Annotated in this window: 22 protein-coding genes and 1 pseudogene; 4 read left to right on the forward strand and 19 right to left on the reverse strand. The window is 73.2% G+C overall.

Going from position 1 to position 25,778, the window contains the following annotated elements; genetic code table 11:
• Positions 1–4: 4 nt before the first annotated feature.
• The 4 genes from ACP4J0_RS23405 to aroH form a co-directional block, all read right to left on the reverse strand.
• Positions 5–664 (reverse strand): lysophospholipid acyltransferase family protein, encoded by a 660-nt coding sequence (locus tag ACP4J0_RS23405; protein ID WP_426518409.1) that lies wholly within the window; start codon positions 662–664, stop codon positions 5–7.
• Positions 661–1,356: a (d)CMP kinase gene (gene cmk / locus ACP4J0_RS23410; protein WP_426600626.1), complete on the reverse strand. Its 696-nt coding sequence runs from the start codon at positions 1,354–1,356 to the stop codon at positions 661–663. Before cmk ends, ACP4J0_RS23405 begins: the two co-directional genes overlap by 4 nt.
• A gap of 134 nt (positions 1,357–1,490) precedes the next feature.
• The gene (locus tag ACP4J0_RS23415; RefSeq protein WP_426600627.1) at positions 1,491–2,576 is read right to left on the reverse strand and encodes a prephenate dehydrogenase; all 1,086 of its coding nucleotides are present in this window, start codon (positions 2,574–2,576) and stop codon (positions 1,491–1,493) included.
• Complete coding sequence (aroH, locus tag ACP4J0_RS23420) at positions 2,573–2,935, reverse strand: chorismate mutase (RefSeq protein WP_426600628.1); 363 nt, start codon at positions 2,933–2,935, stop codon at positions 2,573–2,575. The genes ACP4J0_RS23415 and aroH overlap by 4 nt, the downstream gene beginning before the upstream one ends.
• A 134-nt stretch (positions 2,936–3,069) precedes the next feature.
• Between aroH and ACP4J0_RS23425 the strand changes: the two genes are divergently transcribed.
• Both ACP4J0_RS23425 and ACP4J0_RS23430 read left to right on the forward strand, forming a co-directional pair.
• The gene (locus tag ACP4J0_RS23425; RefSeq protein ID WP_426600629.1) at positions 3,070–3,462 is read left to right on the forward strand and encodes a Rieske (2Fe-2S) protein; all 393 of its coding nucleotides are present in this window, start codon (positions 3,070–3,072) and stop codon (positions 3,460–3,462) included.
• A 22-nt stretch (positions 3,463–3,484) separates the two neighbouring features.
• Entirely contained in the window at positions 3,485–4,237 is a 753-nt protein-coding gene (locus ACP4J0_RS23430) for a nucleotidyltransferase domain-containing protein (RefSeq protein ID WP_426600630.1), read from the forward strand.
• Here the strand turns inward: ACP4J0_RS23430 and ACP4J0_RS23435 are convergent.
• From ACP4J0_RS23435 to ACP4J0_RS23490, 12 genes and pseudogenes are all read right to left on the reverse strand, one after another.
• Positions 4,154–4,330 (reverse strand): annotated as a pseudogene (locus ACP4J0_RS23435) (nucleotidyltransferase domain-containing protein); the annotation flags it as partial. The gene ACP4J0_RS23430 and the pseudogene ACP4J0_RS23435 sit on opposite strands and share 84 nt — an antisense overlap.
• A 19-nt stretch (positions 4,331–4,349) precedes the next feature.
• Positions 4,350–5,390: an ADP-ribosylglycohydrolase family protein gene (locus ACP4J0_RS23440; RefSeq protein WP_426600631.1), complete on the reverse strand. Its 1,041-nt coding sequence runs from the start codon at positions 5,388–5,390 to the stop codon at positions 4,350–4,352.
• Positions 5,387–6,106, reverse strand: coding sequence for an NUDIX hydrolase (locus ACP4J0_RS23445; protein WP_426600632.1), 720 nt, complete (start codon positions 6,104–6,106; stop codon positions 5,387–5,389). The genes ACP4J0_RS23440 and ACP4J0_RS23445 overlap by 4 nt, the downstream gene beginning before the upstream one ends.
• 71 nt (positions 6,107–6,177) lie before the next feature.
• Positions 6,178–7,326: a pseudouridine synthase gene (locus tag ACP4J0_RS23450; protein WP_426600633.1), complete on the reverse strand. Its 1,149-nt coding sequence runs from the start codon at positions 7,324–7,326 to the stop codon at positions 6,178–6,180.
• Positions 7,326–7,979 (reverse strand): SMC-Scp complex subunit ScpB, encoded by a 654-nt coding sequence (scpB, locus tag ACP4J0_RS23455; protein WP_426600634.1) that lies wholly within the window; start codon positions 7,977–7,979, stop codon positions 7,326–7,328. The genes ACP4J0_RS23450 and scpB overlap by 1 nt, the downstream gene beginning before the upstream one ends.
• Positions 7,976–8,983, reverse strand: a complete 1,008-nt coding sequence (locus ACP4J0_RS23460) for a segregation and condensation protein A (RefSeq protein ID WP_426600635.1) — start codon at positions 8,981–8,983, stop codon at positions 7,976–7,978. The genes scpB and ACP4J0_RS23460 overlap by 4 nt, the downstream gene beginning before the upstream one ends.
• Positions 8,984–9,466: 483 nt before the next feature.
• A complete protein-coding gene (locus ACP4J0_RS23465; RefSeq protein ID WP_426600636.1) occupies positions 9,467–10,030 on the reverse strand; it encodes a hypothetical protein in 564 nt (187 codons plus the stop codon).
• A complete protein-coding gene (locus ACP4J0_RS23470; RefSeq protein WP_426600637.1) occupies positions 10,015–11,142 on the reverse strand; it encodes a ParA family protein in 1,128 nt (375 codons plus the stop codon). Before ACP4J0_RS23470 ends, ACP4J0_RS23465 begins: the two co-directional genes overlap by 16 nt.
• 455 nt (positions 11,143–11,597) lie before the next feature.
• A complete protein-coding gene (gene ald / locus ACP4J0_RS23475) occupies positions 11,598–12,722 on the reverse strand; it encodes an alanine dehydrogenase (protein ID WP_426600638.1) in 1,125 nt (374 codons plus the stop codon).
• Between the two features lie 132 nt (positions 12,723–12,854).
• Positions 12,855–14,882, reverse strand: a complete 2,028-nt coding sequence (locus ACP4J0_RS23480; protein WP_426600639.1) for a tetratricopeptide repeat protein — start codon at positions 14,880–14,882, stop codon at positions 12,855–12,857.
• A gap of 163 nt (positions 14,883–15,045) precedes the next feature.
• Positions 15,046–15,681 carry an NUDIX domain-containing protein gene (locus ACP4J0_RS23485; RefSeq protein WP_426600640.1) on the reverse strand — a complete coding sequence of 212 codons (636 nt, stop codon included), beginning with the start codon at positions 15,679–15,681 and terminating at the stop codon, positions 15,046–15,048.
• 86 nt (positions 15,682–15,767) lie between these two features.
• Complete coding sequence (locus ACP4J0_RS23490; RefSeq protein WP_426600641.1) at positions 15,768–17,423, reverse strand: CTP synthase; 1,656 nt, start codon at positions 17,421–17,423, stop codon at positions 15,768–15,770.
• A gap of 561 nt (positions 17,424–17,984) precedes the next feature.
• Between ACP4J0_RS23490 and ACP4J0_RS23495 the strand changes: the two genes are divergently transcribed.
• On the forward strand, positions 17,985–19,787 hold the full coding sequence (locus ACP4J0_RS23495) for a glycoside hydrolase family 15 protein (protein WP_426600653.1): 1,803 nt from the start codon (positions 17,985–17,987) through the stop codon (positions 19,785–19,787).
• A 224-nt stretch (positions 19,788–20,011) separates the two neighbouring features.
• Positions 20,012–21,646: a PucR family transcriptional regulator gene (locus ACP4J0_RS23500; RefSeq protein WP_426600642.1), complete on the forward strand. Its 1,635-nt coding sequence runs from the start codon at positions 20,012–20,014 to the stop codon at positions 21,644–21,646.
• Between the two features lie 10 nt (positions 21,647–21,656).
• On the opposite strand, the gene ACP4J0_RS23505 is transcribed toward ACP4J0_RS23500, so the two are convergent.
• The 3 genes from ACP4J0_RS23505 to recN form a co-directional block, all read right to left on the reverse strand.
• Complete coding sequence (locus ACP4J0_RS23505) at positions 21,657–22,802, reverse strand: glycosyltransferase family 4 protein (RefSeq protein WP_426600643.1); 1,146 nt, start codon at positions 22,800–22,802, stop codon at positions 21,657–21,659.
• A 186-nt stretch (positions 22,803–22,988) separates the two neighbouring features.
• Positions 22,989–23,720, reverse strand: coding sequence for a hypothetical protein (locus ACP4J0_RS23510; RefSeq protein WP_426600644.1), 732 nt, complete (start codon positions 23,718–23,720; stop codon positions 22,989–22,991).
• Positions 23,721–23,752: 32 nt separating this feature from the next.
• The gene (gene recN, locus ACP4J0_RS23515) at positions 23,753–25,495 is read right to left on the reverse strand and encodes a DNA repair protein RecN (protein WP_426600645.1); all 1,743 of its coding nucleotides are present in this window, start codon (positions 25,493–25,495) and stop codon (positions 23,753–23,755) included.
• Positions 25,496–25,778: the final 283 nt, after the last annotated feature.

Raw genomic sequence — 25,778 nt, forward strand, 5'->3', positions numbered from 1 at the left:
CTACTCAAAGTGTGGCCCGGCGGCCGGTGAGCCGCCTGGCGTTCTCCAGGTGTGCGGTGAGCTGCTTCTGGATGCGTTCGGTCGCCTCGTCCAGCGCCTTGCGGGTCCGCCGCCCGCTGCCGTCGCCCGCGTCGAAGGGGTCGCCGAAGACGACGTCGACGCGCGAGCGCAGCGGAGGCAGCGCCTTTATCAACCGTCCGGGCCGGTCGGAACTTCCCAGCACCGCGACCGGGACGATCGGTGCGCCGCTGCGGACCGCGAAGTAGGCGAGGCCGGCCCGCAGCGCGGCGAAGTCGCCCTCGCCCCGGGTGCCCTCCGGGAAGATGCCCAGCACGCCGCCGTTGTCCAGGACGCCCAGCGCCTGGGTGATGGCGGTGCGGTCGGCGGTCGAGCGGTCCACCTTCAGCTGGCCGATGCCGAGCAGGAAGGGGTCCAGCGGACCGATGAACGCTTCCTTCTTGATCAGGAAGTGCGTCGGCCGGGGCGCCACGCCCATGACCATCGGGCCGTCCACGTTGTGCGAGTGGTTGACGGCGAAGATCACCGGGCCGGTCGCGGGCACCCGCCAGGCGCCCAGCACACGCGGCCGGAACAGCCCGTACATCAGGCCGACGCCGATGCGCCGCCCGACCTCGGCGCTCCGCGCCGATGGGACCTCGGTCACTTCCCCGCCCGCTTCTCCTCGACGAGGGTGACGACGCACTCGATGACCTGCGGGAGGGTGAGGTCGGTGGTGTCCACCTCGACGGCGTCGTCGGCCTTGGCCAGCGGCGAGGTCTTGCGGCTGGAGTCCGCCGCGTCCCGCTTGATCAGGGCCTCGCGGGTGACGTTGACGTCGGCGCCCTTGAGCTCGCTGCTGCGGCGGGCGGCGCGGGCCTCCGCCGAGGCGGTGAGGAAGATCTTCAGGTCGGCGTCCGGCAGCACCGTCGTCCCGATGTCGCGGCCCTCGACGACGATGCCGAGCGGGGCGGCGGCGGCGATGGTGCGCTGCAGCTCGGTGATCCGGGTCCGCACCTCGGGGACGGCGCTGACCGCGCTGACCTTGGAGGTGACCTCCTGGGTGCGGATCGGGCCGGCCACGTCCACGCCGTCGACCGTGATGGTGGGGCCCGCCGGGTCGGTGCCGGAGACGATCTCGGGCTTGCCGGCCGCGGCGGCGATCGCGTGCGGGTCGTCGGTGTCGATGCCGTTGGTGACCATCCACCACGTGATCGCCCGGTACTGGGCGCCGGTGTCCAGGTAGCTGAGGCCGAGCTGCTCGGCGACGGCCTTCGACGTGCTCGACTTGCCCGTGCCGGAGGGGCCGTCGATGGCGACAATCACGGCCGGGACGGTCGGGGCGGCGCCGTTTTCCACGAGGGGACACCTTCCTGGTGCGGTGCGGTGGGTGGTGTGCGGGACGCGAAGGCGTCCCGCACAAGGTTACTGGCTCTCCGGGACCCCTCCGACAGTCGCCCGGCACCCCGGGACCACCGCCGGGATCCGAAAGATCACTGCCGGATCGCCCAGCCCCGCTCCTTGAGGGCCGCCGTCAGCACGGACGCGGCCTTCGGCTCGACCATCAGCTGCACCAGACCGGCCTGCTGCCCGGTCGCGTGCTCGATCCGTACGTCCTCGATGTTGACCCCGGCCCGTCCCGCGTCCGCGAAGATCCGGGCCAGCTGGCCGGGCTGGTCGTCGATGAGGACGGCCACGGTCTCGTAGACCCGCGGTGCGCTGCCGTGCTTGCCCGGGACCCGCACCTGTCCGGCGTTGCCGCGCCGCAGGACCTCCGCGATGCCCGTGCCGCCCTCGCGGCGCTTGTCCTCGTCGGAGGACTGCAGGGCGCGCAGGGCCCGTACCGTCTCCTCCAGGTCGCCGGCGACGTCGGTGAGCAGGTCGGCGACCGGCCCGGGGTTGGCGGAGAGGATGTCGATCCACATCCGGGGGTCGGAGGCTGCGATCCGGGTCACGTCGCGGATGCCCTGTCCGCACAGCCGTACGGCGGTCTCCTCGGCGTGTTCGAGGCGGGCGGCGACCATGCTGGAGACCAGGTGGGGCATGTGGGAGACGAGGGCCACGGCGCGGTCGTGGGCGTCCGCGTCCATCACCACCGGCACCGCACGGCAGTGCGAGACCAGCTCCAGGGCGAGGTTCAGCACCTCGGTGTCGGTGTCCCGGGTCGGGGTCAGCACCCAGGGGCGGCCCTCGAAGAGGTCGCCGGTGGCGGCGAGCGGGCCGGACTTCTCGCGGCCGGACATGGGGTGCGTGCCGATGTAGGCGGAGAGGTCGAGCCCCCGTGCCTCCAGGTCGCGCCGGGGGCCGCCCTTGACGCTGGCCACGTCGATGTAGCCGCGGGCGGCGCCGCGCGCCATCGCGTCGGCGAGCACGTCGGCCACCAGGGCCGGCGGGGCGGCGACGATCGCGAGGTCGACCGGCCCGTCCGGGGCCTGGTCGGTGCCGGCGCCGAGCGCGGCGGCCGTACGGGCCTGCTCGGGGTGGTGGTCGACGAGGTGGACGGTGACCCCGCGCTGGGTCAGGGCCAGGGCGGCGGAGGTGCCGATGAGGCCGGTGCCGATGACGAGTGCGGTTCTCACTGGGCGATGTCCTTGCGCAGGGCCGCGGCGGCGCCGAGGTAGACGTGGGAGATCTCGGCGCGGGGCCGGTCGGACTCGATGTGGGCGAGGATCCGGACGACGCGGGGCATGGCGCCCTCGATGTCCAGTTCCTGGGCGCAGATCAGCGGGACGTCGGTGATGCCGAGCTTGCGGGCGGCGGCCGCCGGGAAGTCGCTGTGCAGGTCGGGCGTGGCCGTGAACCAGATGCTGATCAGGTTGTCGCCGGTCAGGCCGTTGCGCTCCAGGACGGCGGTCAGCAGTGCCGCGACCTGCTCGTCCATGTGCCCGGCCTCGTCCCGCTCCAGTTGGACGGCGCCCCGGACCGCTCGTACCGCCACGGCGATGCTCCTTGCTGACGTGCGTATCGGTTCTTGGTCCGTCCAGCGTAGTCAGCCCGCCGCGTACCGGTCCGGGGCGCCCGTCTCCTGAGACGCTGGCCCCCGGCCCGCCCCCCTCCCCCCGGAGCTGCGACATGACCGACATCCCGACCCGCCGTACGGTCCTCCTCTGCACGGGGGCGGCGGCGCTCATCACCGGCTGCGGAGGCGGAGACGGCGGTTCCTCGGCCGCCTCGCCGGGACAGGAGCTGGCGCCGACGAGCGACATCCCGGTCGGCGGTGGCAAGGTCTTCGCGGACGAGAAGATCGTGGTGACCCAGCCGACGCGGGGCGAGTTCAAGGCGTTCTCGGCGGTCTGCACCCACCAGAACTGCCTGGTGTCGGACGTGCGGGACGGCACCATCGACTGCGCCTGCCACGGCAGCGGGTTCAGCGTCGCCGACGGCGCGGTGGAGCGGGGTCCGGCGACCAGGCCGCTGCCCGAGAAGCGGATCGCGGTGGACGGGAATTCGGTCCGCCTAGCGTGAGCCGCCCGCGTACGCTCCGGGCATGGAGCCCGGGACCCTGGTGCGCGACCACACGATCTACGCCTGTGTCATGGGTTCGCGCGCCTTCGGTCTGGCGACGGAGGGCAGCGACACGGACCGCCGGGGTGTGTTCCTCGCGCCGACGCCCCTGTTCTGGCGCTTCGAGAAGCCGCCGACGCATGTGGAGGGGCCCGCCGAGGAGCAGTTCAGCTGGGAGTTGGAGCGCTTCTGCGAGCTGGCGCTGCGCGCGAACCCGAACGTCCTGGAGTGCCTGCACTCCCCGCTCGTCGAGTCCGTGGACGACACGGGCCGCGAACTGCTCGCCCTGCGCGAGGCGTTCCTCTCGCGCCGGGTCCACGAGACGTTCAGCCGGTACGCGCACGGCCAGCGCCGCAAGCTGGACGCCGATGTGCGCGCGCACGGCGCCCCGCGCTGGAAGCACGCGATGCACCTGCTGCGGCTGCTGACGAGCGCCCGCGACCTGCTCCGCACGGGCGTCCTGACGATCGACGTCGGCGACCGGCGGGAGTCGCTGCTCGCCGTGAAGCGCGGCGAGGTGCCCTGGCCCGAGGTCGAGTCCCGGATGGGCCTCCTGGTGGAGGAGGGCGAGGAGGCGGCCCGCCGCAGCCCGCTGCCCGCCGAGCCGGACCGGCGCCGCGTCGAGGACTTCCTCGTCCGCGTCCGCCGCGCCTCAGCCCTCCGGGCCGGCCAGACGGAACCGTACGACGAAGTCGTGCGGGGCGTCGTACGCGGTGGGGGCGTCGGGCAGGACTGACGCCGCCCGCGCCTCGTCGAGTACGCCGTGCAGCCGCTCCACGTCGGCGCGCACGCGCGTGTGGCCGACGCCGGCATCCCCGTGCTCGCGCCCCACCTGGTCGGTCATGTGCTCAAGCGTCCCAGAGCGCTCCGAGGGCCAGCAGGTCGGTCCGGTACTCGATGCGGTCGGCCCATGCGGCGGGCCAGGCGTCGGCGCCCAGGTACGCGCCGGCGAAGGCGCCCGCGAGGCAGGCGATGGAGTCGGAGTCGCCGGAGGTGCAGGCGCCACGGCGCAGGGCGGTCAGCGGCTCGTCGACGAAGAGCAGGAAGCAGAGCAGCCCGGCCGCCATGGCCTCTTCGGCGATCCAGCCCTCGCCCACCGCGAGGCAGGGGTCGGTCTCCGGCGAGACGGTGCGCACGGCGTGCTGGAGGCGGTCGAGTATCGCCAGGCACTCGTCCCAGCCGCGGGCGATGAAGTGCTCGGGGGTCGGGTCCTGGGCGCGGGTCCACAGGTCGCCGAGCCAGCGCTCGTGGTAGCGGGTGCGGTTGTCGTAGGCGTACGACCGCAGCAGCCCGACCAGTCCGGTCGGCTCGGCTCCCTCGGCGAGCAGCCGTACGGCGTGGGCGGTGAGGTCGGAGGCGGCGAGCGCGGTGGGGTGGCCGTGGGTGAGCGCGGACTGCAACTGGGCGGCGCCCGCGCGCTGTTCGTCGCTGAGGCCGGGGACGAGGCCGATGGGCGCGACGCGCATGTTGGCGCCGCAGCCCTTGGAGTGGAGCTGGGAGGCGTCCTGCCAGGGGCGGTCCGGACGCTCCAGGAGGCCGCAGGCCGTGAGGCAGGTGTTGCCCGGGGCCCGGTTGTTCTCCGGCGACCGGTTCCAGGCGATGAACTCCTGCCGCACGGGCTCGGCCATGCCCTCGGGCGTCAGGACCGCGAGGCCCATGGCCGTCCGCAGCCCCTTCCCGAGCGCCAGCGTCATCTGGGTGTCGTCGGTGACGATCGCGGGCCGGGGCAGTTCCATCTCCCGCCAGGGGCCGCACTTGGCGAGGATCGACGGGACGTCGTTGAACTCGGTGGGGAAGCCCAGCGCGTCGCCGAGGGCGAGTCCGGTGAGCGCCCCGGTGGCGGCGCGCTTGGTGACGGTGGTCGTGGTCGTGCGGGGCGTCGTGGTCATGCGGGGCGTCCTTCCCGAGGGGTGCGGAGCAGGGGCGGGTGCAGGGTGGTGGCAGGGCCGGAGCGGTAGAGCGCGGCCGGTTTGCCGCGGCCGCCGGTGAGGCGGGCGGCGCCGGGGACCGCCTCGACGAAACCCGGTGTGGCGAGCACCTTGCGGCGGAAGTTCGGCCGGTCCAGAGCCGTCCCCCACACGGTCTCGTAGACCTGCTGCAGCTCGCCGAGCGTGAACTCGGCCGGGCAGAAGGCGGTGGCCAGGCAGGTGTACTCCAGCTTGGCGCCGACGCGTTCCCGGGCGTCGGCCAGGATCCGGTCGTGATCGAAGGCGAGGTTCAGGGCCGCGTCGTACGGCACCCAGCGGGCCTCGGCCGCGTCGGTGCCCGCGTGCGGTTCGGGAGGGCCGGGCAGCAGGGCGGCGAACGCGACCGACACGACCCGCATCCGGGGGTCGCGGCCGGGCTCGCTGTAGGTGCGCAGCTGCTCCAGGTGCAGTCCGCTCACGTCGGACAGGCCGGTCTCCTCGGCCAGCTCGCGCCGGGCCGCCGTCTCCGCCGACTCGTCCGGCAGCAGAAAGCCGCCGGGCAGCGCCCAGCGGCCGGCGTACGGCTCCTGCCCCCGCTCGACGAGCAGCACGTGCAGCGCGCCCGCGCGGATCGTGAGGACGGCGAGATCGACGGTGACGGCGAAGGGCTCGAAGGCGTACTTGTCGTAGCCGTGCACAGGCGGCCACCCCCTTAATAGTCACTCAGACTATAAAGGGGGTGGGTGGCCCGTCACAACCTTCGCGGTGCTTAGAGTTCGACCTCCTGCATCAGCATCCCGACCTCCGTGTTGGACAGCCGGCGCAGCCAGCCCGACTTCTGGTCGCCCAGGGTGATCGGGCCGAAGGCGGTGCGCACCAGCTTGTCGACGGGGAAGCCCGCCTCGGCCAGCATCCGGCGGACGATGTGCTTGCGGCCCTCGTGGAGGGTGACCTCGACCAGGTAGTTCTTGCCGGTCTGCTCGACGACCCGGAAGTGGTCGGCGCGCGCGTACCCGTCCTCCAGCTGGATGCCGTCCTTGAGGCGCTTGCCGAGGTCGCGCGGGATGGGGCCCACGATGTGCGCGAGGTAGGTCTTCTTCACGCCGTACCGGGGGTGGGTCAGGCGGTGCGCCAGCTCACCGTGGTTGGTCAGCAGGATGACACCCTCGGTCTCGGTGTCGAGCCGGCCGACGTGGAAGAGCCGGGTCTCGCGGTTGGTGACGTAGTCACCGAGGCACTGCCGGCCGTCCGGGTCCTCCATGGTGGAGACGACGCCGGCGGGCTTGTTGAGCGAGAAGAACTGGTACGACTGCGTGGCGACGGTCAGGCCGTCGACCTTGACCTCGTCCTTCTCCGGGTCGACCCGCCTGCCCTGCTCCAGCACGATCTCGCCGTTGATCTCGACGCGCGCCTGCTCGATCAGCTCCTCGCAGGCACGCCGGGAGCCGTAGCCCGCGCGCGCGAGGACCTTCTGCAGCCGCTCGCCCTCCTGCTCGGCGCCCGGGAAGGTCTTGGGCAGCTTGACGTCCTTCTTGCCGGCGTACCGCTCCCGGTTGCGCTCCTCGGCCCGCGCCTCGTACTCACGCGACGTGGCCGGGACCGAGCGGCCCCGCTGCAGGGGCTTCTTCGGCCCGCCCTTGGCGCCGCCGCGGGCCGCGGGGCCGCGGCCCGACTTCGGGCCCTCATGGGTGGCGCCGGGGCCCACGTCGTAGCGCCGCTCCTCCGGGCGCGGGTTCTTGGGACGGCCGCCCTGCCTGTCGTCGCGGTTGCCACCGGCGCCGCGGGGGTTACCGCGCCCACCACTGCTCCCGCCGCGGGGGTTACCGCGGCCACCGCTGCTCCCGCCGCGGCCGCCGCTGTTGCCACCACGGCTCCCGCCGTTGTTTCCGCTGCTGTTCCTGCCGCTGCTGCTTCGCATCAAAGTTCCGTCTTGTCGTCTGCGTCCTCGGAATCCGGGGCGTCCGGATCGAACGACGGGACCCCTTCCAGTGTCTCGGCCTCGATCGCCGCCGCCTCGGGGAGGAAGGGCGCGAGCTCCGGGAGCTCGTCCAGGCCGCGCAGGCCCATCCGCTCCAGGAAGTAGTTCGTCGTCACGTACAGGATCGCACCTGTTTCGGGTTCCGTGCCCGCCTCCTCGACCAGACCCCGTTGCAGGAGGGTGCGCATCACGCCGTCGCAGTTCACGCCGCGTACCGCGGAGACGCGGCTGCGGCTGACCGGCTGGCGGTAGGCGACCACGGCGAGTGTCTCCAGCGCGGCCTGGGTGAGGCGGGCGTGCTGGCCGTCCAGGACGAAGCCCTCGACGGCCGCCGCGTACTCGGGGCGGCTGTAGAAGCGCCAGCCGCCCGCGATCAGGCGCAGCTCGAAGCCGCGGCGCTGGACGGTGTACTCGTCGGCGAGCTCGCGCAGCGCGTCCGCGATCTGCCGCCGCGGCCGCTGGAGTATCCGGGCGAGGTGCTCCTCGGTCGCCGGCTCGTCCACGACCATGAGGACGGCTTCGAGGGCGGGTTTGAGTTCCAGGCCGGCGACGGTGCCCGGCCCGCCCACGACCTCCGTGGTCTCGTCACTCACGCCTTCCGCTCCTCCTCGGTCTTCTCGGGCGGCCGGTCGAACTCGTCCGTCACCACCGGCCCGGCGTCGCCGTCCCCTCCCGCCCAGCGCACCAGCAGGTCACCGAGCGCGGTCTCCTGGTCCAGCTCGACGGCCTTCTCCCGGTACAGCTCCAGCAGGGCGAGGAAGCGGGCGACGACGGTCAGTGTGTCCTCGGTGTCCTCGACCAGGGTCCGGAAGCTGGCCTCGCCCAGCTCCCTCAGCCGGGCGACGACGATCCCGGCCTGCTCCTGCACGCTGACCAGGGGTGCGTGGATGTGCTCGACGTAGACCTGCGGCTTGGGCCTGGGCTGCATCGCCTTGACGGCGAGCCTGGCGAAGCCCTCCGGCCCGATGCTGATGACGACCTCGGGCAGCAGCTCGGCGTGGTGGGGTTCCAGGCCGACGGTACGGGGGTGGCGGCGGGCCTCGGCCTCCAGCCGGTCGTTGAAGATCTCCGCGATCTGTTTGTACGCGCGGTACTGGAGCAGCCGCGCGAAGAGCAGGTCGCGGGCCTCCAGCAGCGCCAGGTCGGCCTCGTCCTCCACCTCGGCGGCGGGCAGCAGCCGGGCCGCCTTCAGGTCGAGCAGTGTGGCCGCGACCACCAGGAACTCGGTCGTCTCGTCGAGGTCCCAGTCCGGCCCCCGCGCCCGGATGTGCGCCATGAACTCGTCGGTCACCCTGGAGAGCGCGACCTCGGTGACATCCAACTTGTGCTTGGAGATCAACTGGAGGAGCAGATCGAACGGCCCCTCGAAGTTGGCGAGCCGCACCTTGAAGACCCCGTCGCCACCGTCGCCGGGCGCGCCCTCCGCCGGGTCCTCTGACCCGTCCCGAGTCGGGGCCTGCGACGCCACGGGGGCGGCCGCCGCCCCGTCGGGCCCCGGAGCGCCCTGCGGCGCGCTCTCGCGGCCTGCGGGGCCGTGGGCCGTCCCGGAGCCCTCCGGGGCGACGGCGGACGCCTGCGGCGCGGACTCCGAAGCCACGGCGGACGTCCGCTCCCCGGACCCCGGCCCCGCGGTGGAAGCCCGCGCCGCCGTGTCCGGAGCGGCGGCGGGCGGCTGCGGCGCGGACTCCGGCCGAGGGGGCGCCGGGGCCTCCGACTCGCCCCGTGACCCGGCCTCCCGGCGGGGGCGCTCCGCCTCCGGCTCGGTCACCGCGAGGGAAGCCTGCGGAGAGGCCTGGGAAAGGACCTGGGGAGAGGCCTGCGCAGAGGTCGCGTCACTCGGCGAGGAGGCCTGCGGAGCCGTGCTCGCCGGTGGCGCCTCGGATGCCGGCCGTGCGACCGCGGCCTCGCGGGGCTCGGTGCCGGACGGCGCCTCCACGGGCGCCTCGGGCGTCTCGGTGACCGGCGGGGCCGGCGGAGCCACCCGCGGCTCTCCCGGTCCTCTCCCCAGCGCACGCCGACGGCCGGCGCGGGCACCGGGGCGGGGGGCGTCGTTCGAGGTCATGGCCCCCGCAGGCTACCGCTACCGCCCGCGCAGCCGTCGTACGAGGATGCTGGCGTCCCCCCGGGTCTCCAGGTCGGCGAGGACCACGGCGACCGCCTCGCGGACGATGCGGCCGCGGTCGACGGCCAGCCCGTGCTCGCCGCGGAGCACCAGCCGGGCGTGCTCCAGGTCCATGAGCTCCTCGGCGGAGACGTACACGGTGATCTTCTCGTCGTGGCGCTCGCGACCGCTGGGACGGCGCGAGGGTGACCGCCCGCGCTTGCGCGGCTGGGCGGTGGCAGAACCTTCCTGCGCGCCCGGGCCCGAGCCCCGCGCGGAGCGTTCCGCGCCGCGGCTGCGCGGCTCGCCCCCGGAGCCGGGTTCCGCGTCCGCCGCGGCGTGCTCCGCGCCCTCGCCGTCACCGCCCTGCGCGGGCACCGACTGCGGCGCGTCCTCGGCGGCGGCCTGGTCGCTCTCCCCCGCCGGCGCCGGCACCCGGGCGTCGCCACCGGCCGGTCGCCGCGGGGAGGACGCCTGGAGCGCCGTTCCCCCTGTCGTGCGGAAGAGTTCGTCGGCCCCCGGCAGACTCACTCGGCGTGACACCGGGCGAGCACCTCCCTGGCGAGCTGGCGGTAGGCGGCGGCACCGACGGAGTTGGAGGCGTACGTGGTGATCGGCTCACCGGCGACCGTGGTCTCCGGGAAGCGGACCGTGCGCCCGATGACCGTGTGGTAGACGTGGTCGTCGAACGCCTCGACCACACGCGCGAGCACCTCACGGCTGTGCACCGTGCGCGAGTCGTACATCGTGGCGAGGATGCCGTCGAGCTCCAGGTCGGGGTTGAGGCGCTCCTGGACCTTCTCGATCGTCTCGGTCAGCAGCGCCACACCGCGCAGTGCGAAGAACTCGCACTCCAGCGGCACGATCACCTTGTCCGCGGCGGTCAGCGCGTTGACCGTGAGCAGGCCGAGCGAGGGCTGGCAGTCGATGACGATGTAGTCGTAGTCGTCCATCAGCGGCTTCAGCGCCCGCTGCAGCGTGGACTCGCGCGCGACCTCGCTCACCAGCTGCACCTCGGCCGCCGACAGGTCGATGTTGCTGGGCAGCAGGTCCATGTTGGGGACCGCGGTCTTCAGCAGCACCTCGTCGGCCGCCATGCCCCGCTCCATGAGCAGGTTGTAGACGGTGAGGTCGAGCTCCATCGGGTTGACGCCGAGACCGACCGACAGCGCGCCCTGCGGGTCGAAGTCGACGAGCAGCACCCGGCGCCCGTACTCGGCGAGCGCGGCGCCCAGGTTGATGGTCGACGTGGTCTTGCCCACGCCGCCCTTCTGGTTGCACATCGCGATGATCTTCGCGGGGCCGTGCTCGGTCAGCGGCCCCGGGATCGGGAAGTAGGGCAGCGGGCGTCCGGTCGGTCCGATGCGCTCACGGCGCTGGCGGGCCGCGTCGGGCGCGAGCGTGGCGGCGTACTCGGGATCGGGCTCGTACTCCGCGTCCGGGTCGTAGAAGTGCCCCTCGGGCAGTTCGTCGTAGTCGGCGAAGTGGTTGCGGGACGCGCCACTTCCGTTGCCGGCCATGGCGTTCACGTGTTGGCCATCCATACTCATGTGTGCTGTCTGAGTTGCCTGCGGACTCTGGTGGGCTGCGAAGGTGTGTACAGCGACGGAGCCGACAGCCTCGAGACGCCTGGGGCTGTGGGCCCGTGCAGGCATTCCTGGTTGACCACCCCCGGGAGTAAATGTCGACTCATTCACAAGTCGTCTTACCTCCTTGGTGACCAGGAAACTTCTAGACAGGTCAGCGTGGCACCATGCCGACGTTCGGCGACTCTATGGCGTGTCGGCCGTCCGCAGCAACACAATCCGCCGGACCCGGCCGGATGTGTCGGCAATGAAACAACCCTCTGTCAAGGGCGTACGGCCGTCGCACAGCAGGTTTCACCGGTGCGCGAATCGGTTGAAGCGTTACGTTCGAGGCGAGTTGACCGAGAATCGCAAAGTGACCATACACACACCCGGCCGGACCTTGTCGGGCAAGGTCCGGCCGGGTGTGCGGGGTTGACGGCGACTGTTGACGTATCGCCTTTCCCGGTTGATGACTTAGCCGATTTACCGGCCGACGACAGCCGCCGACGGCGGCCGACGGCGGCCGACGGCTCGTGCGGGCGTCAGGCGAGCAGGGCGGCCGGGTCCACGTGCTCCAGGCCGTGCGCCTCGGCGACCTCCTTGTAAACGACCTTGCCGTCATGCGTGTTGAGGCCCTTGGCCAACGCGGGGTCACGGCGCAGCGCCTCGGCCCAGCCGCGGTTCGCCAGCTCCACGATGTACGGCAGCGTGGCGTTGGTCAGCGCGTAGGTGGAGGTGTTCGGCACCGCGCCGGGCATGTTGGCGACGCAGTAGAAGACCGAGTTGTGGACCGGGAAGGTCGGCTCGGCGTGCGTGGTCGGGTGGGAGTCCTCGAAGCAGCCGCCCTGGTCGATCGCGATGTCGACAAGGACACTTCCGGGCTTCATCCGGGAGACCAGCTCGTTGCTGACCAGCTTCGGGGCCTTGGCGCCCGGGATCAGGACGGCGCCGATCACGAGGTCGGCCTCCAGGCAGGCCTTCTCCAGCTCGAAGGCGTTGGAGACGACGGTCTGGATCTTCGTACCGAAGATCTTGTCGGCTTCCTTGAGCTTGGTGATGTCCTTGTCGAGCAGGGTCACGTGGAAGCCCATGCCGATGGCGATCTGCGCCGCGTTCCAGCCGGAGACGCCGCCGCCGATGACGACGGCCCGGCCGGCCAGCACGCCGGGGACGCCGCCCGGCAGCACACCGCGGCCGCCGTTCGCGGCCATCAGGTGGTACGCGCCGACCTGGGGGGCCAGCCGGCCCGCGACCTCGGACATGGGGGCCAGCAGCGGCAGCGCCCGGTTCGGCAGCTCGACCGTCTCGTAGGCGATGGCGGTGGTGCCGGCCTCGACGAGCGCGTCCGTGCACTCCTTGGAGGCGGCCAGGTGCAGGTAGGTGAAGAGCGTCTGGTCCTTGCGGAGGCGGTGGTACTCCTCCGCGACGGGCTCCTTGACCTTCAGCACCAGGTCGGCGGCGGCCCAGACCTCGTCGGCGGTGTCGAGTATCCGCGCGCCGGCCGCGACGTACTCGGCGTCCGGGATCGAGGATCCGACGCCGGCCTCGCGCTCGACGACGACCTGGTGACCGTGGCGCACCAGCTCGTGCACGCCGGCGGGGGTGATGGCCACCCGGAACTCGTTGTTCTTGACCTCGCGGGGGATACCGACCTTCACGTCGATCACGGTCCTTGGCTCAGAGGGTTGGGCTATTGCTACACATACCCGCGCACACGTACGCACAACGGGAGAGACCGCAAGAACGTGCGGCAGAGCCAGTCTAATGAAGGTGTTCCGTGTGTCCAGCCTTTCAAAGCATCAATCTTCAGACCCTGAGCTGCGGATTTCGCAGGCTTCGGCGGTGTCTTCCCTCAGCATGCGCTCGGCCACGCTCCGCTGCATGCCGGCCGCCGTGGGATCGCCGAGACGGTCGAGCGTGTCGGCCAGCCGCAGGTGCAGCGCGGCCTGGAGCCGGACGTCCTCGGCCCTGCGCGCCCAGTCGACGGCCTCCTGGCAGGTACGCAACGACTCCTCGGGACGTCCGGCGTACTCCTGGACCCGGGCCAGTTCGCTCAACGCGCGCGCGTGCGCGGCCACATCGCCCACCTTGCGGTACCCGGCGACCGCGGCGCGCCAGCACCGCAGCGCCTCGCCGTACCGGCCCGCGTAGGTGTGGGCGGTGGCGGTGCGGCCGTAGATCCGGGCGGCGTCGGCGCGCTCGTGCCGGGCGAGCCGCTGGGCGAGGGCCCGGCCGAACCAGTCGGCGGCCCGGTCGTAGTCGCCGAGCTCCAGGTGGGCGCCGCCTACGGATTCCATCGCGCGGCCGGTCGCGTACGGGTCGTTCGCCTCGCGTCCGGCGTCCAGCGCGGCGCGGTAGCGCACCAGGGCCTCGGCGGTGCGGCCGGTGCGGGCGTCCAGGTCGGCCAGGTTCAGCAGGGCCGCGGCCTTCTCCCGGGGCAGCTCGCGGCGCTCGGCCACGTCGAGGACGAGGCGGTGGACGCCGTACAGGTCGGCTGCCGCCGCCCGGGTGCCGAAGTGGGCGACCATGGCCCGCACCAGCTGGGACAGCAGTCTCCGGGCGAGGGTGTCCAGTTCCCCGTCGGCGACCGCGAGCCGGGCCGCGGCGAGCAGGGCGGGCCGGCGGACGCGCAGCCAGTCGGCGGCGGCCCTCGGGGTGGGGAAACGGAGGTCTCGTGGTGTGGCGAGGAGCTTCTCACGGGCCTGCGGGCTGTCGGTCTCGGTGACCGCCCGGCAGGACTGGAGCAGCCGTACCGTCCGCTCCAGCATGCGGGCGCGGGCGAGCTGGATCTCGGCGGGGCGGTCGTGGGTCTCGGTGAGGGCCCTCAGCCGGCCGTGCAGGCACCCGGGGACCTCGTACTCGGGCAGCGGGGAGTCGACCGCGCGCAGCACGCCGAGGGCGACGAAGTCGTCCAGGGTGGTGCGGGCGCCGTTCACCGAGCAGCCGGCGAGCGCGGAGGCGGTGTGCGGGTCGACCAGACCGGCCGGAGCGAGGGAGAGCAACCGCAGTATCCGGGCGGCGGGGCCGGGCAGCGACGCGTAGGCGAGGCGGAAGACGCGGCTGAGCGGGGTGCCTTCGTCACCCTCCGTGTGCATGTGCTTGGCGAGGTCGGCGACGGCCGCCTGGGGACGGGCGGCGAGCCAGCCGCCGGCCAGGGTCAGCGCGGCGGGCTGGGCCTGGCAGACCTCGGCCAGCTGCTCGGCGGCGCGGGGGTCGACGGTGATGCGGACCGAGCCGGTGTGCCGGGAGAGCAGTTCCACGGCCGACTTGGTGTCGAGGCCCCCCAGCGTGCACGGACGGACGTCCGCGATGCCGGTCAGCGGGCCCTCGGAGACGGCGACGGCCAGGCAGTCGGGGGTGTCCGGCAACAGGGCGTCGACCTGCTCGGCGTCGGCCGCGTCGTCGAGCAGGAGCAGCACCCTGCGGTCGGCGAGGGCGGTGCGGAGGGCCTCGGTGAGGTCGTCCTCGCCGGCGCCGGGCGGGGCGGGACGGTCCAGCTCGGTGAGGAGTTCCCGGGCGAGCCGCCCGACGGGCACGCGGGTGCCGTCCGGTTCGCTCAGCCGGGCGCGCAGCACGCCGTCGGGGTAGGCGTCGGCGACCTGGGCGACCAGTTCCTCGGCGAGCGCGGTGCGGCCGGAGCCGGGCCGGCCCGCGATGAGCAGCACGCGCGCGCGGGGGGCCTTGCGGCCGGAGAGGGTGTCCAGTCCCGCGCGCTCGATGTCGGCGCGCAGCTCCTTCAACTCCCGGATGCGGCCCAGGAACCGATTCTCCTCAGCAGGGTCCTCCGACAGCCGTACGCCGTCCGTGTCCACCGCCTGATCCGTCACGGGCCACACTCCCGATCCCACCGCACGCCGGCGCCCGCCGGAACCCCGGTTCGGGCGTTTCCAGAGCCTAGTTCACGCTCTGCTACGTTCCCGGCGGAGCGCGGCGGGCACATCCCCCGATCGGATCAACCGATGGTCATACCAAGGCCGGACGGGGTGTTCCTCAGGCCTCGAACGGACGCGCCGGCCACGGCGCCTGCGCCGGGCGGAGGGTGTCGAGTCCGTCGCCCTGCTCCGCCGCGACCAGCGACAGCACGCCCACGACCAGGCAGTTGTTGTGCAGCTCACCCGCGAGCACGCCCCGCACCAGCTCCGCGACGGGCACCCGCGTCAGCTCCATGTCGGCTTCTTCGTCCTCGACCTCGAAGCGCTCGCCGTCGGCCTCGGACAGGTTGCGGGCGAGGAAGATCCGTACGGCCTCGTCGCAGCCGCCGGGGGTGGTGTAGACGTCGGTCAGCACCCGCCAGTCCTCGGCCTTGACGTGAGCCTCCTCGTACAGCTCGCGCTGCGCGGCGTGCAGCGGGTTCTCACCCGGGACGTCGAGCAGACCGGCCGGGATCTCCCACAGCTTCTCGCGCACGGGGTGCCGGTACTGCCGGATGACCAGCACCCGCCCCTCGTCGTCCAGGGCGAGGACGGCCACCGAACCGGGGTGGACCTGGTAGTCGCGGGTCACCACGGAGCCGTCGGGCATGACCACGTCGTCCGTGCGGACGGAGGTCTTCTTGCCGCGGAAGGGCGTCTCGGTGCCCCGGACCTCCCACTCCTCGGGGATGTCCTTGATCGTGCTGCCCGTCATACCTGACCTGCCCTTCCAGACGTACGCGAAAAGCCGGGGCCCGCGCCGTCGAATGCGCGCGCCCCGGCCACCGTACAACCGGTGTGTTACTTCGACTTCGCCGTCTTCCGCTCGACCGCGGCCTTGACCAGCCCGGCGAAGAGCGGGTGCGGGCGGGTCGGGCGGGAGCGCAGCTCCGGGTGGGCCTGCGTGGCGACCAGGTAGGGGTGGACGTCGCGCGGGTACTCGACGTACTCGACGAGCTTGCCGTCCGGGGAGGTGCCCGAGAAGACGATGCCCGTCTTCTTCTCCAGCTCCGCGCGGTAGGTGTTGTTCACCTCGTAGCGGTGGCGGTGCCGCTCCTCGACGTACTCCTTGCCGTCGTACACCTCGCGCACGATGGAGCCCTCGGCCAGCTTGGCCGGGTACATGCCGAGTCGCATCGTGCCGCCCATGTCGCCCTCACCGGCCACGATGTCCAGCTGCTCGGCCATCGTGGAGATGACCGGGTGACCGGTGGCCGGGTCGAACTCGGTGGAGTTGGCGTCCGTGATGCCGGCCAGGTTGCGCGCGGCCTCGACCACGATGCACTGCAGGCCCAGGCAGAGGCCGAGGAGCGGGATCCTGTTCTCGCGGGCGTACTTGATCGCGCCGACCTTGCCCAGCACTCCGCGGTCGCCGAAGCCGCCCGGGATGCAGATGGCGTCGACGTCACCGAGCTGCGCCTTGGCGCCGGCCGGGGTCTTGCAGTCGTCGGACGTGACCCACTTGATCTTCACGCGGGCCTTGTTGGCGAAGCCGCCCGCGCGCAGCGCCTCGGTGACCGACAGGTAGGCGTCGGGCAGGTCGATGTACTTGCCGACCAGGGCCATGGTGATCTCGTGGTCGGGGTTGTGGACGCGGTCGAGCAGGTCGTCCCAGGTCGTCCAGTCCACGTCGCGGAACGGCAGGTCCAGCTTGCGGACCACGTAGGCGTCCAGGCCCTCGGTGTGGACGACCTTGGGGATGTCGTAGATCGAGCGGGCGTCGGGGCAGGCCACCACGGCGGCCTCGTCGACGTCGCACATCAGGGAGATCTTGCGCTTGATCGCGGTCGGCACCTCGCGGTCGCAGCGCAGCACGATCGCGTCCGGCTGGATACCGATGTTGCGCAGCGCCGCGACCGAGTGCTGGGTCGGCTTCGTCTTCAGCTCACCCGAGGGGCCGATGTACGGCAGGAGCGAGATGTGGACGACGAAGACGTTGTCGCGGCCGACCTCGTGCCGCACCTGGCGGACGGTCTCCAGGAACGGCAGCGACTCGATGTCGCCGACCGTGCCGCCGACCTCGGTGATCACGACGTCCACCTCGTCCGTCGCCATGCGGCGGATGCGGTGCTTGATCTCGTTGGTGATGTGCGGGATGACCTGGACCGTGTCGCCCAGGTACTCGCCGCGCCGCTCCTTGGCGATCACCGTGTTGTAGACCTGGCCGGTGGTGACGTTGGCGGAGCCGTCGAGGTCGCGGTCGAGGAAACGCTCGTAGTGGCCGATGTCCAGGTCGGTCTCGGCACCGTCGTTGGTGACGAACACCTCACCGTGCTGGAAGGGGTTCATCGTGCCAGGGTCGACATTGAGGTACGGGTCGAGCTTCTGCATCACGACGCGCAGACCCCGTGCCTTGAGCAGCATGCCGAGGCTGGAGGCGGTCAGCCCCTTGCCGAGCGAGGAGGCGACACCCCCGGTGACGAAGATGTGCTTGGTCGTCGAGGATTTGGGCGGCATGGCCAAAGGGGGGCTCCCGTGGTCGCGGTCTGGGGTGCTGTGCGCTCGTCGTCCGGCCCGGTCGTACCGGGTTGCCGTCGGCGGCGCCGTCGCTGCGGTTCCGGGGTTTTTCTCCCACCGGTCCACGGGCTACCAGCGTATCAGCGCCTCGGGGCGGCGGCTTCCGGCCACCCTCCGCGCACGCTCCGGCACTCAGACGCGCGGCTCACCGTTTCCTCACCCGGTGGTCACCCTTTCGGCGGACCCGGGTTGTCCGGAGCGGCACACAGATCATCTACGTGCGTCGTATCCTGCTCGGACGTTCGCTGCCGAGCCCGCCCGGCGACATGGCACCACCCCTCGCCCGTCAGCACCGGAACAACGAGAGCTCGTCAGTTCGTTGAGCGACAATTGTCGCTCGCGGCACCGCGTTGGCGACAATCGTCGTGTGCGGCGCAGCGTTTGGCTTCCCGGCCGGACGGCTGCTTTGCTTCATGACTCAACGACGCAAGACACACCCCCTTGACCGCACCAGCGACCGCCCCCATGCGGGGTGACGTGGCCGTTCGACTGGAGTTGCACGTGGCCGGGCGCATCGAAGACTACGCACTCATCGGAGACATGCAGACCGCTGCCCTGGTCTGCCGGGACGGCACAGTCGACTGGCTGTGTCTGCCCCGCTTCGACTCGCATGCCATCTTCGCCGGTCTGCTGGGCACCGGGGAGCACGGCTTCTGGCGGATGGGCCCCGCCTACGCCCCCGGCGCCGAGCCGCCCACCGCGTCCCGGCGGACCTATCGCGGCGACTCGCTGATCCTGGAGTCCGAGTGGGACACCCCGCGCGGCACCGTCCGGGTGACCGATTTCATGCCGCCGCGCGACGGCGCGCCGCAGCTGATCCGGATCGTGGAGGGCGTCTCCGGCCGGGTGCCGATGCGCTCGGAGCTGCGGATGCGGTTCAGCTACGGCCGCGTCGTCCCCTGGGTGCACAAGCACGAGGGCCGCACGGTGGCCGTCGCGGGCCCCGACTCCGTGTGGTTCGACACGGAGGCCGAGACCTACGGCAAGGCGCTCACCACGTACGCGGACTTCACGGTCGCTCCGGGTGACCGGATCGCGTTCACCATCTCGTGGGAGCCCTCGCACAAGGAGCCGCCGCCGCTGCCGGAGCCGGAGCAGTCGCTGGAGGCGACGGAGGACTTCTGGCGCGACTGGGTCGAGCACTGTACGTACCACGGTCCCTACCGGGAGGCCGTGGTCCGCTCCCTGATCACGCTGAAGGCCCTGACGTACGCCCCCACCGGCGGCATCGTCGCCGCGCCCACCACTTCCCTGCCGGAGGACATCGGCGGCGTCCGCAACTGGGACTACCGCTACACCTGGCTGCGCGACGCGGCGATCACCCTCTCCTCGCTGCTGCGCACCGGCTACCGCGAGGAGGCCCGCGCCTGGCGCGAGTGGCTGCTGCGCGCGGTCGCCGGTGACCCGGAGAACCTGCAGATCATGTACGGCATCGCCGGCGAGCGCGAGCTGGGCGAGGCGGAGCTGGACTGGCTGCCCGGCTACGAGGGCTCCACCCCGGTCCGGGTCGGCAACGGCGCGGCGCACCAGCTCCAGCTCGACGTCTACGGCGAGGTCACCGAGGCACTTCACCTGGGCCACATGACGGGCCTGGCCCGCAACGACTACGCCTCGGTGCTCCAGCTCAAGCTGATCCGCTACCTGGAGGACCACTGGCAGGAGCCGGACGAGGGCATCTGGGAGGTGCGCGGCCCGCGCCGCCACTTCGTGCACTCCAAGGTGATGGCCTGGGTCGCCGTCGACCGCACCATCAAGCTCATCGAGTCCGGCGACGCGGACGGCCCGCTGGAGCGCTGGAAGCAGCTGCGCGACGACATCCACCGCGACGTGTGCGAGAAGGGCTACGACAAGGAACGCAACACCTTCACGCAGTCCTACGGCTCCCAGGAACTGGACGCCTCACTGCTGCTGATCCCCCAGATGGGCTTCCTGCCGCCGGACGACAAGCGGGTCATCGGCACCATCGAGGCCATCCAGCGCGAGCTGTCCACGTCGGACGGCTTCATCCTGCGCTACCCGACGGAGGGCGGCGACGAGGGCGTTGACGGCCTGCCCGGCGACGAGGGCGCCTTCCTCGCCTGCTCGTTCTGGATGGCCGACGACCTGGCGATGATCGGCCGGGTGGACGAGGCCAGGAAGCTCTTCGAGAAGCTCCTGGCCCTGCGCAACGACCTGGGCCTGCTCGCCGAGGAGTGGGACCCGCGCCTGCAGCGCCAGGTCGGCAACTTCCCGCAGGCCTTCAGCCACGTGCCCCTGATCGACACGGCACTCCGTCTCACGGCGAGCGGGGCGTACGGGGGCTGAGACGGCCGCCGCTGCGGGCACCCGTGCCTCTGGGGCGATGGGGGTACCCCCGCTCGAGCGAAGCCGAGAGTGGGGGGAGGGTGGGTGCGGCGGCGTCCCCGTAGCGCCGGGCCGCGCACGCCCCACCCCGGCTCACGCCCACGCCGGCTCACGCCCACGCCGGGCAGCCGGCAAGCGCCGGGCGACTCGACCCACCGCCCCCACCCCCGGGTACCGTCCGCTGCATGAACACCCCCAGCGCACCCCCGCCCTCGGGGATCACCGTGCAGCGCGCCCTGGAGCTCCCCGGCCTCCGCAGCGGCCTGCCGGAGATCCTCGCCGGTGCCGACCGCCTGCACCGCACCGTGCGCTGGGTCCACGCCGGCGAGGTACCCAACATCGCCTCCCTCCTCAAGGGCGGCGAGCTCCTCCTGACCACGGGCTACGGCCTCGGCACCCGCCCCGCCGAGCAGCGCGCGTTCGTCCGCACCCTCGCCGAGCGCGGCATCGCCGCCCTGGTCGTGGAGCTCGGCCCGCGCTTCGCGAAACTCCCCGCGGCCCTCGTGGACACCGCCCGCACGGCCGGCCTCCCGCTCGTCCAGCTGCACCGCGAGGTGCCGTTCGTGACGGTCACCGAGGAGATCCACACCGAGATCGTCAACGGCCACTACGCGCTGCTCCAGCGTGCCGAGGAGGTGCACCGCCGCTGCACGGAGGCGCTCCTCGGCGGCGGTGGAGTTCCTCAGGTGCTCGGCATCCTGGCCGGCTTCGGCGGCAATCCGGTCTTCCTGGAGACCACCGACGGCCGTCTGCTGTACGCCGCCGGCTCCGGGCCCGAGGGCGCCGACCCGCTCCAGGTCTGGGAGGGACTGCGCGGCCCCCACAAGGACGCCCCGCCCCCGGCGGGCTCGGTCCTGGTGGACGTGCCCGGCGGCGGCCCCGGCGCCGGACCGGTACGCGCCCGGCTCGTCCTGCTGCCCGTACGGTCCCCGCTCGCGCCGGTGCACCGGATGGCGGCGGAGCGGGCGGCCGGCATCCTCGCCGTGGTGCTGATGCAGGCGCGGCAGGAGGAGGAACTGGCGGCGCGCGGGCGCGGCGACTTCCTCACCGACCTCGCCGAGGGCCGGATCACCGCGGAGGACGCCCCTGCGCAGGCCCGCGTCCTGGGCTTCAAACCGGGCGCCGGCCCGCTGCTCCCCGTGGTGATGCGGCTCGGTGACGCCCTGTCCCCGGCCGGCGGCGGCTGGGCGGTGCTGGCGCGCGCGGTCGCCGAGGAGCTGGCCTCGGTCGGGGTGCCGGCCCTGCTGGGCGTACGGCCGGTGGAGGGGCGGGTGCCGCTCCTGCTGGGCCTGCGCGCGGAGCCGGAGCGGGCGGCGGTCGCGGACCGGGTCGCGGCGGCGCTGCGGGCGGGCGTGGAACGGGCCGGGATGCGGCAGCCGGGGGCGCGGCCGCCCGTCGTGGTCGTCGGCGTGGCCGGCGGCTGGGCGGCGGCGTCGGCGGGCCTGCGGCACGCGGCGGAGACGGCGACCGCGGCCCAGGGCCTCACCGAACGGCCCTGGTACGACGCCCGGCGCCTCGACATCGACCTGCTGCTGTGGCGGCTGCGCGACCATCCGGACCTCGCGGCCTTCGTGGACCGGGCGATCGGCCCCCTGCGCGACCACGACAACCGTTCCAAGCCGCCCCTGCTGCCCACCCTCCAGACGTACCTGGCGCACGCGGGACGCAAGGCGGAGACGGCGCGCGAACTCCACCTCAACCGGCAGACGCTGTACAACCGGCTGGCGAGGATCGGGGAGTTGCTCGGCACGGACCTCGACGACCCGCAGACCGTCCTGGCGTTGAGCCTCGCCCTGCGGGCGCGCCGCCACCTGCCCTGACGGAGCCTGCCTAGAGCAGCGGCCCGGGCTGCGTCAACTCGTCGTAGACACTGAGGACCTGGGCGACGGTCTCGTCCTCGGTCGGCCAGGTGGCCGCCTGCCGTACGCCCCTGTCCTTCAGCTCCTCGCACCGCCCGGGTTCGGCGAGCAGCCGGACGACGGCGTCCGCGAGGGCCTCCGCGTCCCCGGCCGGGACGAGTTCGGCGGCGTCGCCGACGAGTTCGGGGATGCCGCCCACGTCGCTCGCGACGAGCGGCACGCGCGCGTGGAGGGCCTCCTGGGCGAGGACGGAGCGCGCCTCCCGACGGCTCGGCAGCAGGGCGAGATCGGCCGCCCCCAGCAGGTCGGTGATGTCGTCGCGGCTGCCGATGAGCACCACCGGCAGCTCCTCGTCCTCGATCCGCCGCTGCAACTCCCCGCGCAGCGGGCCCTCCCCGGCGACGACGACCAGCGGCACCGGATCGAGGCGGCGCCACGCGCGCGCCGCGTCGAGCAGGACGTCGTACCCGCGGTGCCGCTCCAGGGAACCGACCGCGATCAGCAACGGGCGGCCGACGGCGCCGAGTTCCGCCCGGACCTTCGGGGGCCGTCGGTCGGGGTCGTCGGACTCGGCCGCCCGGCAGGGCCGCGCGGGGAGCGCGACGGGGCCGAGCCGGGCGTCCCGCGCGCCCGTCCGCCGCGCCCGGTCGACCAGCTCCGAGGTGGCGCCGAGCACCACGGTGGCGGCCTTCATCACCCGTCGTTCCAGCACGCGCAGCAGTTGGGCGCGCGCCCCCTCGGCAGGAACCCGGTCGTGCCAGGTGACGACGAGCGGGGTACGGATCCGCCGCCCGCCGAGGGCCAGCGCGGCACGGAACGAGGCGTGCAGCCCGTGCGCGTGCACCAGGTCGGCGTCCGAGCACACCGCCCGCAGGGCGGCCACGGAGACGGGATCGCTGCTGCGCGGCACATGCACGTGGCCGGCTCCGGCGCCCGTGAAGTCGTAGGTGCGTTCCGCCTCGGAGGGGGCGCACACCGTCACTTTCACGCCCCGTGCGACGAGCCCCGCGGCCAGGGAGCGCACGTGTGCGCTGCTGCCGGCGTTGCCACCGCCCAGCACCTGCACGGTGCGCAGCGGCGACCGGCCGTGCGGTGAGTGGCTGCTCACAGGGGTCACGTGGCCGGGAACTCCTGGTTCGGCGGGGAACGGTCACGAAGAACGTACAGAAGGACGGTGCGGAGGGGACGCGCCGCGCGGATCCTGCGCGTCACTCCGTCAAGGATGCCAGGCCGTACGGGTGTTCCGGGAACGACGGCCCTCGCGAAAGGGGACCGTCGGGGCAACGGGACAGGGCCAGTTCACTCACACGAGTGAGTGTGCTGCCTCGCTCGCCCTCTCCCCGCACGACGCCGCGGCGACGAGTGCCGCGGCGTGCGCCGCCCGTCCGTTCCCGGCCACCACCGCGACACCCAGGGCCGCGCCCAGTGCGTGCGCTCCCGTGTCACCGAGCATCGTGCGCTCGGCTAGGTCGTCGGGCAGCACGGCCGCGGCGGCCCCCACGGCGGCGGCCGCCTCCGCTCCGGGGCCCTTGCGCGGCAGCCCCGGCGCCCCGAGCGCGAGGACCGACGCGCCGGCCGGCCCCGGGCGTACGTCCACCAGGTTGACGAAGTGCGCGGCCCCGGCGACGACACCCGCGAGCACCTTGTCCAGGGGCCGTTCCTTCAGCACCGCGCCCGCGGCGAGCCCGGACAGCTTCACCGCCCCGCTGGTGACCTCGCCGTGCCGCAGGGCCGACAGACGCGCCCGGAACCCGCGCCGGGGATCCCCGGCGCCCACCGCGTCGTCGTAGGCCCCGCGGGCCCCGGCGGCGAGCACGGCGAACCCCGCGGCGGGCCGCACCCGCGCCGTCCCCACCGCCGCGGCCACGGCGCACGCGGGTCCGGCGTGGAGATCCACGGCCCGTCCGGCGTGGTTCCCGCGCTCCCAGCGTTCCCGGCCGCCGGGGGCCGTGGCGCGCAGCACGGTCAGGCCGGTCCGCGCGAGGGCGGCGGCGAGGGCGAAGGAGGAGCCGATCGGGCGACTGCGGTTGGCCATCCGGCCACCCTACGGGCGCCGCGACCGTGCCTCTACGCGTCCGCCCTGGCCGTCGCGAGCAGTTCCTCCGCGTGTGCCCGGGCCGTCTCCGAGTCCTCCTGGCCGGCCAGCATCCGGGACAGCTCCCGGATCCGTTCCTCGCCCTCCAGCACCTTCACACCGGACCGGGTCACCGACCCGTCGTTCGTCTTCTCCACCAGCAGCTGCCGGTCGGCGAACGCCGCCACCTGCGGCAGATGCGTGACGACCACGACCTGGGCGCTCTTCGCCAGCCGCGCCAGGCGCCGCCCGATCTCCACCGCCGCCTTGCCTCCGACCCCGGCGTCGACCTCGTCGAAGAGGTACGTCGGCACCGGGTCCGTACCCGCGAACACGACCTCCACGGCCAGCATCACGCGCGACAGCTCACCGCCGGACGCGCCCTTGGCGATCGGCCGCGGCGGCGCCCCCGGATGCGGGGCGAGCAGCAGCTCGACCTCGTCGGCGCCCGACGGCCCGTACGCGACCGTGCGCCCGCCGACCTCCACGCCCTGGGGGTCCTCGGTCTGGCGGATCTCGAACGACACGCGCGCGTGCGGCATGGCGAGCGAGGCCAGCTCGGCCGTCACCGCGGCGGCGAACCGCTCGGCCGCCTCCGTCCGCGCGTCGGTCAGGGCCTGCGCCAGCCCGCCCAGCTCCGCCCGGAGCGCGTCCCGCTCGGCGGTCAGCTCGCCGATCCGCTCGTCGTCGCCGTCCAGCTCGGTCAGCCGGGCGGCGCTCTGCTCGGCCCAGGCCAGCACGGCGGCGACGTCGTCGCCGTACTTACGCGTCAGCGCGGTGAGCGCGGCCCGCCGTTCCTCGACCGCCGCCAGCCGCAGCGGGTCGGCGTCCAGGTCGTCGGCGTACCCGGCGAGCTCCCCGGCCACGTCACGCAGCAGGATCCCGACCTCGCCGATCCGCTCGGCGAGCGAGGCCAGCGCCGGGTCGTGCGACCGTACGGCGTCCAGGGCCCGCTGTGCGCCCGCGACGAGCGTCGCCGCGTCCACACCCTCGGGGTCCTCGGGATTGCCCGCCAGGGCGGCGTGGGCGACCGTGGCCGCCGACGCGAGCGCCTCGGCGTGGCCCAGCCGCTCCGCCTCCTGGGCCAGCTCCACGTCCTCACCGGCGCGCGGCTCGACCGCCGACACCTCGTCGAGGCCGTAGCGCAGCAGATCGGCCTCCTGGGCGCGCTCCCGCGCGCGCGTGGTGATCTCCTCCAGCTCCGTGACGACGGCCCGCAGCCGCCGGTAGGCCCCGGCGTACTTGGCGAGCGGTCCGGCGACCGCGTCGCCCGCGTACCGGTCCAGCGCCTGCCGCTGCCGGGACAGTTTGAGCAGCCCCTGCTGGTCGGTCTGCCCGTGCACGGCCACCAGTTCGTCGGCCAGCTCGGCGAGCACCCCCACGGGCACGGACCGCCCGCCGAGATGCGCGCGCGACCGCCCCTCGGCGGACACGGTACGGCTGATCAGCAACGCCCCGTCGTCCAGCTCGGCCCCGGCCTCCTCGGCCCGGACGGCGACCGCGGCGTCCCCGGGCACGGCGATCCGCCCCTCGACGACCGCGTTCTTCGCCCCGATCCGCACGAGCGCCGCGTCCGCGCGTCCGCCCAGCAGCAGCCCCAGGCTGGTGACCACCATGGTCTTGCCGGCACCCGTCTCACCGGTGACAGCGGTGAACCCGGGCGACAGCTCGACAACGGCGTCGTCGATGACTCCGAGCGACCGTATCCGCATCTCCTCAAGCACGGACACGACCATACGAGGTCGAGGGCGGGGCGCGCACACAGGCCGCCCGTGTCACCCCGGGGACCGGGTGCCGCTCAGGGGCGCGGAACCGTGCTGACGGCGGCTGAGCCGCCGAGCCCCGGCCGCGGACGGCCCGCGGCCGGGGCTCGGCAGAACCACTCCATCGAGTCCGCTAGGGGGTGTCGTCTGGATCAGGTCGGCTCCAGGCAACGGCGCCTTGCAATCGGAGTCGAGCGGGGTCTGGTGCGTGCGGCTGCAAGGCGGAGGAGGGCGACAGGGCGGAGCCCTGGCAACC

Origin of the sequence: Streptomyces sp. WG7 (assembly GCF_049975785.1) — a bacterium.
Lineage (GTDB): Bacteria > Actinomycetota > Actinomycetes > Streptomycetales > Streptomycetaceae > Streptomyces.